General features: G+C 32.3%; 10 protein-coding genes. All 10 read right to left on the reverse strand.

Annotated elements, in window-relative coordinates; translation table 11 throughout:
• Positions 1-562: 562 nt before the first annotated feature.
• The 10 genes from JMO20_RS00045 to larA all read right to left on the reverse strand — a co-directional run bounded on the left by JMO20_RS00045 (position 563) and on the right by larA (position 14,376).
• Positions 563-1,546 carry a hypothetical protein gene (locus tag JMO20_RS00045; RefSeq protein ID WP_202707098.1) on the reverse strand — a complete coding sequence of 328 codons (984 nt, stop codon included), beginning with the start codon at positions 1,544-1,546 and terminating at the stop codon, positions 563-565.
• 134 nt (positions 1,547-1,680) lie between these two features.
• Entirely contained in the window at positions 1,681-2,625 is a 945-nt protein-coding gene (locus JMO20_RS00050) for a 1,4-dihydroxy-2-naphthoate polyprenyltransferase (RefSeq protein WP_202707099.1), read from the reverse strand.
• Positions 2,626-2,899: 274 nt separating this feature from the next.
• Positions 2,900-4,774 (reverse strand): ABC transporter ATP-binding protein, encoded by a 1,875-nt coding sequence (locus JMO20_RS00055; RefSeq protein ID WP_202707100.1) that lies wholly within the window; start codon positions 4,772-4,774, stop codon positions 2,900-2,902.
• On the reverse strand, positions 4,771-6,975 hold the full coding sequence (locus JMO20_RS00060) for an ABC transporter ATP-binding protein (RefSeq protein ID WP_279380024.1): 2,205 nt from the start codon (positions 6,973-6,975) through the stop codon (positions 4,771-4,773). The genes JMO20_RS00055 and JMO20_RS00060 overlap by 4 nt, the downstream gene beginning before the upstream one ends.
• 73 nt (positions 6,976-7,048) lie before the next feature.
• Entirely contained in the window at positions 7,049-7,498 is a 450-nt protein-coding gene (locus JMO20_RS00065) for a MarR family transcriptional regulator (protein ID WP_202707102.1), read from the reverse strand.
• A gap of 384 nt (positions 7,499-7,882) precedes the next feature.
• Positions 7,883-9,547: a lactate permease LctP family transporter gene (locus tag JMO20_RS00070; protein ID WP_202707103.1), complete on the reverse strand. Its 1,665-nt coding sequence runs from the start codon at positions 9,545-9,547 to the stop codon at positions 7,883-7,885.
• Between the two features lie 68 nt (positions 9,548-9,615).
• Positions 9,616-11,010 (reverse strand): FAD-binding oxidoreductase, encoded by a 1,395-nt coding sequence (locus JMO20_RS00075; protein WP_202707104.1) that lies wholly within the window; start codon positions 11,008-11,010, stop codon positions 9,616-9,618.
• A gap of 14 nt (positions 11,011-11,024) precedes the next feature.
• Complete coding sequence (locus JMO20_RS00080; protein WP_202707105.1) at positions 11,025-12,245, reverse strand: electron transfer flavoprotein subunit alpha/FixB family protein; 1,221 nt, start codon at positions 12,243-12,245, stop codon at positions 11,025-11,027.
• 10 nt (positions 12,246-12,255) lie between these two features.
• Positions 12,256-13,044 carry an electron transfer flavoprotein subunit beta/FixA family protein gene (locus JMO20_RS00085; protein WP_202707106.1) on the reverse strand — a complete coding sequence of 263 codons (789 nt, stop codon included), beginning with the start codon at positions 13,042-13,044 and terminating at the stop codon, positions 12,256-12,258.
• A 57-nt stretch (positions 13,045-13,101) separates the two neighbouring features.
• A complete protein-coding gene (larA, locus tag JMO20_RS00090; RefSeq protein WP_202707127.1) occupies positions 13,102-14,376 on the reverse strand; it encodes a nickel-dependent lactate racemase in 1,275 nt (424 codons plus the stop codon).
• Positions 14,377-14,668: the final 292 nt, after the last annotated feature.

Here is a 14,668-nt window from a genome sequence, read left to right on the forward strand (position 1 = left end):
CTCCACCTGAAGAGAAATCTTCTCTCCCACTTATAGAAGTGGGAGTCTTATCAAAAGATAAATTTTTTCAAAAAAAAGATTCCCAATGAATCGAAAGATTTTCTTTTTGTCTTTCTACTCCTAAGGAACATCCAATATTTTTACATAGAAACTTTATTATTTTTTTATCTATTGATCATTATTATCTATTCTTTCTTCTGGTGAAATCAATTCTAATAACTATATACTACTCTGGAGCGCCAAAAATATAATAATCATACTTTTGGATTAACGTTCTTGTTTTTCATCAATAGAGCCAATGTAAGGCTTACAGAAACTACTTATGATTTCTACTTTTTTAGCTGTAACCTTTTTCTATTCTAAAAAAGTAAAATACCTATAATATAAATAACTTGTCAAGGTATTTAATTTTAATAGAATTAGGAAAATTTATTTCCAAAGGAATCTATTATTTTAAACTATATAAAATATAAGAGCCAATTGGTTGTTCAACCAATTGGCTCTTTATTTTCTAAAGTTTGTCCTATTTTATAATCCTATTTTATAATCCTAAGTACTAGAATTATTGTACTTCTACAGATCCAGTTACAGTACAATCTTCTGGTATTTCTGAACTTGCTTTATACTCTTCATTTGCAAAGTATAAGTTACCATCAATTGTTGCTCCACCACTTAAATTAAATCCGTTAGCTTCAACGTATACATCACCTTTTACAGTTCCACCTTGAAGTCTAGTGTTTGGACTCTTAATAGTCATTTTTGGTACAGTTATAGTAAATCTGTCAAGTATGTTATGCTCATCATCTTGAGTATATGGAGCTAACTTACGATATACATCTTGACTAGCATCACCTTTGTTATGGAATTCACCTTCTACTACTACTTCATCTTCAATAGTTATGTCTTGAACTGTAGCAATAATCCACTTACCATCTTTACCAACAGATTTTTTGAATACTTCTCCATCTGTTATATCAAGAGAAGCAGCTGCTACTGCATCAGTCATCTCTTTTACTTCAACTTCACCAGTTACAGTACAATCTTCTGGTATTTCTGAGCTTGCTTTATACTCTTCATTTGCAAAGTATAAGTTACCATCAATTGTTGCTCCACCACTTAAGTTGAAACCATCAGCTGCAACGTATACGTCTCCCTTGATAGTTCCACCTTGAAGTCTAGTGTTTGGACTTTGAATAGTTACTCTTGGTACAGTGATTGTAAATCTGTCAATTATGTTATGCTCATCATCTTGAGTATATGGAGCTAACTTACGATATACATCTTGACTAGCGTCACCTTTGTTATGGAATTCACCTGCAACTACTATTTCTTCATCAATTGAAATATCATTTAATGTTGCTATGATCCAAGTACCATTTTCGCTTATAGCTTCAGTAAAACCATCTGCATCATTTACAAGTGATGCTGTTGTTACTACGTCTGCTCCTTGATCTCCTTCATTATTATTATCTGTTGAATCAGTACTACAACCAGCAAGTAAAGATACAGATAATAAGAATGCTAATCCTAATGCTTTTAACTTCATGAAAAATTCCTCCTCGTTTTCTAAAAAATTTAGTTTGTTATTTAACAAATAATATTTTAACACAAATGATAAATAAATAACAAGTATTATTTATTTTTTGTTAAGTTTTGCTAATTACATTTTCTTTATATTTATCATATTATAACTGATATGGCAATTATAATAACTTGAGTAACATTAATTATGACAAAGTTCTTAATCGATAAAATAAAGGTATCCTTTTTCGACTGATTTTCACAAAAAATGTTTATATGCTTTTTAACTATAAACAGTGTTAATAAAGCGACTAATGCTAATAAAGGAAGTACTCTCACAATTACTAATAATGTCAAAGAAACATAACCAATATAATATAGAAATCTATATACTTTTAAAGAATTCTTCTTTCCAATATATATAGGAAGTGTATATCTCTTGTTTGCTATATCATCCTCAATATCACAAATGTTATTTGCTAACATAATGTTTGCAATCCCTGTAACACATGGAATAGATAATAGAAAAATATATATTATTTCTAAATAGTTTATTTGCATATTTAACAATCCTGTATGCAAAATAATAGAAACTAAGTTCTGATCAAATACATGTATATATATTGAAATAAAAGTAATTATGAATCCCATAAATAAACCAGAAAATATTTCTCCAAAAGGCGTTCTAGATATAGGAATTGGTCCAAAGGAGTATAAAACACCTATAGTAAAAGAAATTGCACCTAAAATAAGTATAATAATATTAGTATTTAAAAATAGTAAAATACCAAATGTAATTGCTATAATTAATATTATGAAAATAATGGCTACTACAGTTGATTCCTTCAAATTAAATTTTACTATAGCATTATGAGTCTCATATCCATATCCATGCTTCTTATTTGCCCTTCTAAAGTCCTGATAATTATTAATCGCTGTTGTTGTCATGTCTACAAATAGTAGCGATATAAACATATAAATGAAATTCTTTAAATTGAATGTGTCAAATCTATATATTGCATAAAAAGTTCCTAATAAAAAAGGTATTAAGCTTGCAACTTTTGTCTGAATTTCCACGAGCTTTAAAAAACTTATAAACGACATCTCATCACTCCTCCTATATATTAAAAAATATCTTAAATTAAATACAAGAATAACTTTAGATTAAGCTAACTATTATATCATAACCAATATAAATAAGAATTTCAATTTCATTAATATGTTTTTTATGTAATTTCACCATTATCTTCCTGTTTATCTCTTTTTTGTACATATTCAATACATATATTGAAATATAGAAGGAGAGTAAAGATTTTTCTGATATTATCCTTAAAACCTTTACTCTCCTTCTTCTATATATTTTTTAATCTCATTAAATTTAGCTTGCTGAGGTTACTTCAAATTGACTATAATATAGATTTGCGTAGAATGCACCTTTTTCAAGTAATTCTTTATGATTACCTTGTTCAATAATATCTCCATTATTCATAACAAGAATCTTATCAGCATCGCGAATTGTACTCAATCTATGGGCAATTATAAAGCTCGTTCTATTCTTCATAAGATTATCCATAGCTTTTTGAATTTGTATCTCTGTTCTTGTATCCACCGAACTAGTAGCTTCGTCAAGTATAAGAACCTTCGGATCTGCTAATATAGCTCTTGCGATGGTTATAAGCTGTTTCTGTCCTTGAGAAACATTGGAAGCATCTTCATTAAGTATCATGTCATATCCTCCTGGTAGGTTATGCACAAAACTATCTACATGGGCAGCTTTTGCTGCTTGTATCACTTCCTCATCAGTTGCATCAAGTCTACCATATCGAATATTTTCCATTATACTTCCGTTATATAACCATGTATCTTGTAGAACCATTCCAAACAAATCCCTTAGGTCTCCACGTTTAAATTCTCTTATATCATGATTATCAACATTAATTGATCCCTTATTTACATCATAGAAACGCATTAATAGCTTAACTACAGTTGTTTTACCTGCACCTGTAGGACCAACAATAGCAATTTTCTGTCCTGGCTTAACAGATGTATTAAAGTCGTTAATAACCATTGTATCTTCATCATATCCAAAGGATACTTCTCTAAAATCCACACTTCCTTTAATATTTTTGTTTTTAACTGGACTTGAAGTTTCTGGCACTTCTTCTTCCTCTTCTAAAAATTCAAATACACGCTCTGCTGCTGCTGCAGTTTGCTGTAAAATGTTAGAAATATTGGCTATTTGAGTAATCGGTTGTGTGAATGACCTTACATACTGTATAAACGCTTGAATCTCTCCCACTGTGATAATTCCTCTAACAGCAAACCATCCTCCCATAACACTTACTATTACATAACCTAAGTTACCAACAAATCTCATTATGGGCATCATCATACCAGATAAAAATTGAGATTTCCAAGCTGAATGATAAAGATTTTCATTATGAGAATCAAATTCATTGATACTCTTTTCTTCACCATTAAAAGCTTTCATAACTGTGTGTCCACCATACATTTCTTCTATATGTCCATTTACATTACCTAGATATTTCTGTTGTTCTTTAAAGTACTTCTGTGAGTGCTTTACTATAATTACGATAAATACCATAGATATAGGCACAATACAAAGGGCTACCATTGTCATTTGCCAGCTTATACTGAACATCATAATCGTAATACCAATCACGGTTGTAATAGATGTGACAAACTGTGTTAAACTTTGATTTAATGTCTGACTTAAGGTGTCAATATCATTTGTAACACGTGATAATACTTCTCCTTGATTAGTTTTATCAAAATATTTTAGAGGTAATTTGTTTATCTTTTCAGAAATATTCTTTCTTAGTTCATAGGTTACCTTCATTGAAACGCCGGACATTATCCATCCTTGAATATATCTGAATAATGCACTTAACAAGTATAAGCCTGCCAAAGTAATAATTATATTTCTAATATAATCAAAATCTATTCCGCCACCTGTACCTGCTATTTTAGACATAATCCCTTCAAATAGCTTATCAGTTGCAAGGGCTAATACCTTAGGACCTGCTATATTAAACACAGAGCTTAAAGCTGCGAATATAAAAACTATGATTATCCCTGTCTTATATTTACTCAAATATTTTATTAGCTTTTTCATGGTCCCTTTAAAATCTTGGGCCTTTTCTCCACCTCTCATCATATCTGGTCCCTGTCCAGGCCCACCACCACGTTTTCTTCTCATATTTGGAGCATGCTTTTTGTTGTTTTGACTCATGCTAATTCCTCCTTTGAAAGCTGTGATAATGCAATTTCCTTATATGTTGGGCAGCTCTCCATAAGCTCTTTATGAGTTCCAACTCCTACTATACTACCTTCTTCAAGTACAATGATTTTCTCTGCATTCATAATAGTAGAAACTCTTTGAGCTACTAATAGTACTGTACTAGATTCTGTATGAGGCTTCAAAGCCTTTCTTAAAGTAGCATCTGTCTTAAAATCAAGTGCAGAAAAACTATCATCGAATATATATATTTTAGGTTTTTTAACAAGAGCACGTGCTATAGACAATCTTTGTTTCTGTCCACCAGACACATTAGATCCCCCTTGAGATATTTGGGTTTCAAACTTCTTATCCTTTTCGTTTATAAATTCCATTGCCTGAGCAATTTCAGCAGATTTTTTAATTTGTTTTTCAGTTGTATTCTCATCTGCATATTTTAGATTTGACTCAATTGTTCCACTAAATAGCACACTGTTTTGTGGTACATATCCAATTATATCTCTAAGGTCGTGCTGAGTAACATCCCTAATATCTTTATCATCAATAAAAACTGTACCTTCTGTGACATCGAAAAATCTAGGTATCATATTAACAAGGGTTGTTTTTCCTGACCCTGTAGAACCAATAATTGCAGTAGTTTCACCTGGTAGAGCTTTAAAACTAACATTCTTAAGCATATTTTCTTCTCCACCTGGGTACCTGAAGGAAACATTTTTAAATTCAACTACACCTTTTAGATTCTCTTTTATATCCTTAGGTTTCTTCGGATCTTTAATTGTTAGTTCTGTATCTATTACCTCAGCAACACGAGTAGCTGATACTGAAGCTCTCGGAATCATAATAAACATCATTGAAAGCATTAAGAATGACATTATAATTTGCATTGCATACTGCATAAATGCCATCATATCTCCAACTTGCATAGCAGAGTCTGCTATTTGATGAGCTCCAACCCAAACTATTAGTAAAGTTACTCCATTCATTATTAACATCATAGCTGGAAACATAAAAGCCATTACACGATTAACAAAGAGACTTGTATTTGTGAATTCCTGATTTGCTTTATCAAATCTTTTTTCTTCAAATTTCTGAGTATTAAAAGCTCTAATAACCATCATACCCGATAGATTTTCACGAGTAACTAGATTAATTCTATCCACAAGCTTTTGTATCTTCTTAAACTTAGGCATAGCAATTGAGAAGATAATTAATATCATTCCTAAAAGAACTATAACAGCTAATGCTATAATCCATGACATGGAAGTACTTTTATCTAGAGCTCTGATTACTCCACCTACACCCATTATAGGTGCATAAAATACCATTCTTATCATCATAACAACAAGTATTTGAATTTGAGTTATATCATTCGTTGTCCTTGTGATTAATGAAGCAGTTGAAAATTTATTGAATTCCGTACTAGAAAAGCTCTCTACTTTACCAAACACCTTCCTACGTACTGTTTTAGCTAAGCCAGCGGCGACTCTAGCAGCCAATAAACCAACAATTATAGTACAGACTCCACTTAATAAAGATACTAGTAACATCCATATTCCTGTTCTTACTATATAACTATTTTGAAGTTTGTCTGTATCCATACCTAATGCTTCATATTCGTTTTTAACCAGTACAACAGCTGATTGATTAACCATACTGTCTTCCAAAGCTAAAAACTGTTCGTTCATAGTATCCCTTATTTGACTAAGCTGTTCTTGTGGTAAGCTCCTTAATAATTGATATATATCTGTTTCAACCGGAATTTCTTTTCCATTAAAAGAAATCATACCATTTTGAGCATTACTTTTCATTTCTTCTATCCCAGACATTGCTAAGAAAGCTTTACCTATTATAGGATTTAGTTTATTCTCTTCTTCTTCACTGATATCTTGTAATACATAAACAGGCTCATTTTCTATTGCTGGATATTCCTCAATATAATTATCATATTTATCACTATTCCTATCAATGAGCTCATAGTTCTGTAATACATCTTTTTTGTCTTTTTCATCCATAAATAAAATGAGTTTATCCATCTGACTCTCCCTAATTGCCTCAGGTACAGCTGTTACAATACCACCTTGCTGAATTCCTTTATTAACTATGTTAGCCATATAATCAGGTAAAGCAAGTTCACTCATTGCTTGCACAAATAATAGTCCTATAGCTAATATAATCGTTAGGGTAAAAGGTTTCAAATATCTAATTAACTTAAACATTCTTGCATCTACTCCTTATTAAGTATTGTTGTCATATAAAAAATATCTATGCTTAAAGATCTTCTTCGTCTTGATGTTTATCTATTACTTTTTCTAATACATCCAATCCCTTCATAATAGTATCAATTTCTTCTTCTGTAGCATTATTTAATAGCTCTTCAAATATATCTTTAACATCATTATGATGCTGTTTTGATTCATCTTTAAATTTTTCTGTTATACAAACTAAAACTACTCTTCTATCACTTTCACTTCTAGTCCTTTCAACAAATCCATGCTTTTCTAGTCTATCAATAATTCCTGATACTGTACTATTTGATAAGGCAACGTGCTTACTTAAATCGCTGATTTTCATCGGACCAAACCGAGATAATGTACCAATTATCATTCCTTGAGGAGCAGTTAAGTTCATAGCCTTAAAGCTATTCTCAATTTTATCCTTCACGGCATACTTTAACCTTTTAATAATTCGCATTATTCTTATTCCCTTTCCTGTATCCACCATTAAATAAGTCTCTCTCCTTTCTATTCTAATTATTAGTTTTTTTATTGATTTTTATTATTTGTATACTAATATTTTGCATTGCAATATTTCGTATACGAAATATTTTATTCTAAAAAAATATACAAGTCAAGACACTTTTCATTTTTTAATTGTTAAGTTTTTTTAAGTAACTATCTTAATAGCCTTAAATATAGGAAAGAATTTATATAATAGAAGAGGTTAAGTCTGTCGGGTTATCTAAAAATAGCTTATAAGAAAAACTATTAGCAAAGAGCAAACTACAAATATTATTGCTTTTTATTTCCTCAAAAATAAAAGGTCCCGAAAGACTGGGACTCTTTCGGGACCTTTTTGAGGTGTATTTGTATGTGGGGAGATTACTTATAATGGTAATGGATCAAATCCAACATATATAAGAATTGCTACAAATACTGCAACAATTATTGCATATATAAAGGTAGGAATTGAGTTCCTCCTAATTAACTTACCTTCTGCTCCTATAGCTCCAACTGTAGCACAGGCAGCAACAACGTTATTAACACAAATCATATTTCCTATAGCCCCTCCAATTACTTGTAAGGCTACGATCAGTACTTCTGACATCCCTAGTATATTTGCTGTCTCAAACTGTAACGAAGAGAATAGGATATTAGATACAGTATTTGACCCTGACATAAATGCCCCAAGTATTCCTATAAAGGGAGCAAATATTGGATATACTGGACCAGATATACTAGCAGCAGCTTGAGCCATTTCAGTTAACATACTCTCTAGTCCTGAGCCATTTACTCCTGAGTTAAGCATCAACTGTACCATTGCAACTCCTGCAAATAATGCTATGGCTGCTCCACTAATCTGTTTGAATGTATTTCCCCATGCTGTTTTTATTTCTTTACCTTTCATTTTAAACATAAAATGGGTAAATAACGCTACCAGCATAAATGGTATAGTTCCTGGCAAGTACGCCCATTTAAGTGCATAATCCAAATTTTCTATTCCTAAAATATTTTTTATAGTTATAGTTTGAGCAGATAATATTGATTTTAATCCAAGGCTTGGAATTCTTGTTATAACTAATATTATTGCTATCAATAGGTATGGTGTCCAAGCTTTAAATAAAGACATCTTAGCAGTTTTTACAGCTCCAGTATTCCCCATATCTACACTAGACTCCCAATCATCTGACCATTCTTCTTTATTTGGAAAGTCCCATTTATCCTTCGGTACTAAAAATCCTTTCTTCGCTGCAATTATAACAATAGGTAATCCTATAAATGCTCCTACTAATGATGGTAACTCTGGTCCGAATATAACTGCCACTAAAATGAAAGGTACTACAAAAGCTAATCCAGCAAATATTGCAAATGGTGCAGCAGCTAATCCTGGTTTAATTGACTTTTCTTTTCCGAAGAATTTTGTCATCATACATATACCAAGAAGTGGTATTATAATTCCTGCTAAACCGTGACTTATTGCTATCCATTGTGTAAGACTCATTTGGAATGCTTCAGCACTAACGCCTGAAGAGCTAATATGATTGGCTATTGTACTCATAGTTCCAAAAATTGGAGTACCTACAGCTCCAAAGGATACAGATGTACTATCAAATATTAAAGCTACCATAGCTGCTGCTAGTGGTGGAAACCCTAAACCTACTAACAGGGGCCCAGCTAGTGCAGCAGGTGTTCCAAATCCAGCTGCTCCTTCTATAAAAGCTCCAAACATCCATCCAATTATTATAGCTTGAATTCTTCTGTCTTTTGTTATTCCTCTAAATCCATTGTTAATAACAGACATTGCTCCTGATTCTTTCAATGTATTAAGAATTAAAATAGCTCCAAATATGATTATAAGAACATCGATTGCTTTAAATATTCCAAATACTGAATAAGACATCACATGGTGGAAATCCATTTTCCATATTCCCAATGCTACAAGAGCAGCAAGAACCCATGCAGTAGGTAGTGCCTTTTTAGCAGGCCAGTTAAACACTACCATTAGTACAATAGTTGCCAAGATTGGCAAAAATGCCATGAATGCAAACACTTAAATTCCCCCTTAATATTTTTTGTGTATAATCACATTAATTCTTTAAATATTTTAATGTGATTTATCTAACAAACCTTACCTGGATTTAATATTCCTTTTGGATCAAAGGATAGTTTTATATTTTTTAGTAATTCCATACCAAAGCTACCCATTGATTCTTGAAGATAAGGTTTTTTAGCATACCCAATACCGTGTTCACCTGAAACTTTTCCCCCTAGTTCATTAGCTTTACTATACATAGCCTTGAAAACATCGGCTAGTTTTTTCTCCCAAACTTCTTCTGATAAATCATCCTTTAACACATAGATGTGTAAATTTCCATCTCCTGCATGACCAAAACTTTTAATTCGAATATCAAACTCTTTTTGAAGCTCATTAGAGAATTTAACAAACTCTGCAACTCTATTTCTTGGAACAACAACATCACATTCATCCATCTCTGTAGTTGATGCTTTTATTGCCTCTAAGAACGCACCTCTGGCAGACCAAATTGAGTCTTGTCTTTCTTGTGTATTGGAAATAAGCACATCTAGAGCTCCTGCATCTAAGCAAATATGAGCAACTTTTTCATATACTTGTTCTATCTCTTCTTTACTATTACCATCAAATGTAAGCAGCAAATAAGCATCCGATGAATTGTCTGGGAATTTCTTACCTAAAAACTCTTCTGAAGCTAATATTACATCCTTTACCATATATTCTATAGCCGTAGGAATAACCTTAGATTTAATTATCTTTGGAACTGTCTCAATCGCCATCTCTAGATTAGGAAATGGTATTAGTAAACTTATAGCTTTTTTAGGCAATGGCAATAACTTTAAAACTGCTTTAGTTACTATTCCTAAGGTACCTTCTGAACCTACCATTAAATCCTTTAAACTATAGCCAGAACTATTTTTAACTACCTTACCACCGATTTCCATTATTTCTCCATTGGATAGAACCACTTCTAATCCTCTAACGAAGTCTCTAGTCACTCCGTATTTTACTGCCCTCATACCACCAGCATTTGTATTGATGTTTCCACCTATTGTTGCACTTTTTTCTCCTGGATCTGGTGGATAGAATAAGTCTCTATCCTCAACGAATTTAGATATTTCCATCAATAGAACTCCAGGTTCAACAGTCAATGTTAAATTTTCTTCATCTATTTCTAAAATTTCATTCATTTTACTCATATCTAGCATTATTCCACCATGTAAAGATACAGATCCTCCTACTAGCCCAGTACCTTGTCCTCTAGGTGTAACAGGAATATTATTATCATAAGCATATTTCATAATCTTTGATACTTCTTCTGTATTTTTGGCTTGAACAAGCACTTCTGGATATTTATGAATTCCTGCAAGCTCATCGTGGCTATAATCTTCATTTATTTCATTTTCAATAAAAACCCTGTCTTGTTCACAAACGGATATAAGATAATCTATGTCATTTTTATCAACTTTTTTGAAATCCATTATAGTCCCCCCTTTTAATTTTTAGCTGCTGCTATTAATTCATCTACACACAATTCTTGACTTTTTATACTATTTATCAATTTAGGTATAACTTCATATATATCACCAATAATCCCATAATGAGCTACATTGAATATTGATGCACTTTCATCTGTATTAATAGCTACAATACAGTCAGAATTATTCATTCCTGCAACAAACTGAACTGATCCAGATACACCACAGGTTATTATTAGCTTAGGCTTTACAGTTCTACCACTTAAGCCTATCTGCTTACGAGGGTCAGCCCATCCTGCTTCTATAAGTGGTCGTGTTGTTGCTACATGAGCATTTAGTAATCCAGCTAGCTCATGAATCATTTTTAAATCATCTTCCTTTTTGATTGCTCTACCTGCAACAACTATAACTTCTGCATCCTCTATACTAACTTCCTTTTCTTTCTTCTTAACATCTAGTACTGCAATATTTGAAGCTAATTTGTCTTTATCAATATCACATGATGTTATTTTTCCAGTCATTTCGTCAGTTCTTTCAGGTGCTGAGAAAATTTTATATCTCACTGTTGCAAACTGAGGTCTATGATTCGGTGTGAAAATATGAGCCATAATGTTTCCACCAAAAGCTGGTCTTATCTGATCTAAATCAGTATTTTCTTGAACATCAAGAATAGTACAATCAGCAGTTAATCCTGTTCTAAATCTAGCCGCTGTTCTTGGTGCAAGAGATCTACCTATAGTTGTTCCGCCAACTAAAACGATACTTGGCATTTGATTGTTAATAAAATCTTCAAATACAGCTGTATATGGCTCAACTCTAAAATACTCTAGCTCATCAGCTTCATATACAAATACTTCATCTACACCATAGTGCAGTAATTCATTTGCCTTTTCCTTAATATCTTTACCCATGAATAGACAATATACTGGATGATTAATCTTGGCAGCAAGTTCCTTAGCTTTGCCTATCAGCTCATAGGTTACAGGATGTATTTCACCTTCAAGATGATCAACATAAACTGCTATACCCTTCCATTTATCTTTGTCTATTTCTTCTACTTTATCTTCAATAAATTCAAAAGCACCTTCTGGTCCATTTTTCACACATATCTTACACATTTTACAGGCTGCGTTTATTGATAGACTTCCATTTGTATAGTCAATAGCATCAAAGGGACAAATCTTTCTAACTTCTTCTGGATTTTGTACCTTATCTTGATGAATTATTATCTTAGACATAATATCCCCCCTATATAAACTTCAATTCTTTTAGTTTTCCGAATAGCTTTTCACCTAGTTCATCTCCACTACCTTTCCAAATCTCATGATCTGAATTGGCTTCAGGTGGAAATACTCTCTTTACCTGAGTAGGCGATCCATTTAAACCATACTTTTTCTCATTGTTATCCTCTAAATCTGCTAGTCCATAGAAAGGAATTTCCCTATCCTTTGTAGCAATTTTCTTCTTAAAGGATGGAAGCCTAGGCTGATAAATATCTTTATCTACAGTTATCAAGCATGGTAGATTAACTTCAACTACCTCTATCGTATAAGGCATATCCATTTCTACAACAACTGAGTCTTTTTTAATTTCCATTATCTTTTTAACATTTGCTACATGGGGTATTTTTAAAAATTCTGCCATTTCTGGTCCAACTTGAGCAGTATCTCCATCAGTAGTCATTTTCCCACATATAATTAAATCTGGTGATCCTAGTTTTTTAATTCCTTGTGACAAAGTATAAGCAGTGGCTAAAACATCTGCTCCTGCAAACTTCCTATCGGAGAAAAGTGCTCCCCTATCTGCACCCATCATATAAGATTCTTTTATGATTTCTGATGCTTGTGGAGGTCCCATACTTAAAACAGTAACTTCTCCACCTTTATCTTCTTTAATTCTTAGTGCAGACTCTAAAGCGAAAAGATCATAAGGATTCATTTTAGAATCAATACCCTCTCTTTTAAGAACTCCAGTTTTTTCATCAACTTCAACCTCTGTAGTTCCTGGAACCTGCTTAATACAAACAAATATTTCCATTCAATTAACCCCCTTTTGGTATTATGGTAAGACCATATTTCCTTAATATACATTTTATTATTTCACTATAACTGAAACACCATCAGGTATTACAGCTACCTTGGCATCATTTCCTTGAATCTCAAATGCCATTCTTAATGCTTCATCCATTGTATAAGCATGCTTCATATGCATTGATGTTATCATGCTAGAATCACACATATCAGTTACCAATATAACTGTATGCTTACTTAAAATTCTCGCTAAAATCTGGAATTCCCATTGATCAGGTAATGTTTCATTTCTTGGTACCTTTAAAACCTTCTCGATAACAGCATTGGGACAACTAGCTTTTGCCATGTTCTCATAGAAAGATTCTCCACCATGTCCATCATTACAAGCTGATGCAATAATTATTATTCCTGACTCCTTACATGTGGCTTCGGCTGCTGTCATTCCCTTTACCGATTGATATATATTTTGATCAAGGGGATATCCACCATTAGATGTTATTACTATATCAGCCTCCTTTTTCTCTACTTTTGAAAGTTCTAGTAAGAATTCACACCCAGCTCTATGGGCTTTTTCTCCATCTCCTGCAAAAGCATTTATTATTTCTTTTTCAGCATTAATAACCACATTTAATATAAATGCTAGATTTGCTTTTTTAGCTGCATATAACATGTCTAAATGTATTGGATTCTTCTCTAAGATTCCTGTTCTTGCATTTTTACTACTAATAAATTCTGAGCAATGATTTGCTAAAACAGTTTCAGCTCCAGCGATGCCAGGTAATACACTTTTCCTTCCCCCAGAGAATCCAGCAAAAAAGTGTGGTTCAATAAATCCTTCTGCAATTAACAGTTCAGTTTCCATGGCTAGTTTATTTAACCATAGCTCCCCACCAGAAGGTAAGATTCCAACGTACTCCAAGCTACTATTATCTTTGGAGTCGTGAACAACTATTTCCTCATTCTCAACTATCTCCTTACCAAATTTCTCTATCATTTCTTCATGAGTTGTTGCTCTATGAAATCCTGTCGCTATGAGTATCTTAATTTCTATACTAGGATTGGCTTGCCTGATTTTTCTTAACAAGATTGGTAACGTAATTTTACTTGGAACTGGTCTTGTATGATCACTGGTTATAATAACCATGTTATCTTTGTCCTTTACAAGTTCTTCTAAATTTGAACTTCCAATTGGATTTTCCAACGCTTTGTAAACGATTTCCTCTTGATCAACATCTGGTTGATATTCATTTACTTTAGACTCTAATACACCTAACAGATTATTTTTAGGTACATTAAGCTCTAAAAAAGACTTAGAATAAGGTATCTTGATACTTCCCATTTCCACAACATTCCCCCCTAATACTTATTATTGGTATTATGGTAATACCAATTAAATTTCGTTCAAGCTTCAATAGCTTATGCTGTATGCTATTGGTAAATTGGTATTACCACCTTACCTTGATGTTATAATAGTTTTCAGAATATTGCAATAAAAGTTTATTTTTTAACAAAGATTTTGACAAAGATGTTATACAAATAAAAAACTGCCACGTATCTCAGTGACAGTAATTTGACGACTTTTTCTTAAATTGTTAAATATAAAGTTTTTCAATAAATATAATTACTCTTAT

The sequence above is a fragment of the Sporosalibacterium faouarense genome, from assembly GCF_016765695.1.
In the GTDB taxonomy this organism is placed as follows: domain Bacteria; phylum Bacillota; class Clostridia; order Tissierellales; family VENL01; genus Sporosalibacterium; species Sporosalibacterium faouarense.

Coding starts and splice junctions, on each gene's coding strand:
- JMO20_RS00045 (WP_202707098.1), bottom strand. CDS start 1,546: ATGAAGTTAAAAGCATTAGGATTAGCATTCTTATTATCTGTATCTTTA.
- JMO20_RS00050 (WP_202707099.1), bottom strand. CDS start 2,625: ATGTCGTTTATAAGTTTTTTAAAGCTCGTGGAAATTCAGACAAAAGTT.
- JMO20_RS00055 (WP_202707100.1), bottom strand. CDS start 4,774: ATGAGTCAAAACAACAAAAAGCATGCTCCAAATATGAGAAGAAAACGT.
- JMO20_RS00075 (WP_202707104.1), bottom strand. CDS start 11,010: ATGGATTTCAAAAAAGTTGATAAAAATGACATAGATTATCTTATATCC.
- JMO20_RS00080 (WP_202707105.1), bottom strand. CDS start 12,245: ATGTCTAAGATAATAATTCATCAAGATAAGGTACAAAATCCAGAAGAA.
- JMO20_RS00085 (WP_202707106.1), bottom strand. CDS start 13,044: ATGGAAATATTTGTTTGTATTAAGCAGGTTCCAGGAACTACAGAGGTT.
- larA (WP_202707127.1), bottom strand. CDS start 14,376: ATGGGAAGTATCAAGATACCTTATTCTAAGTCTTTTTTAGAGCTTAAT.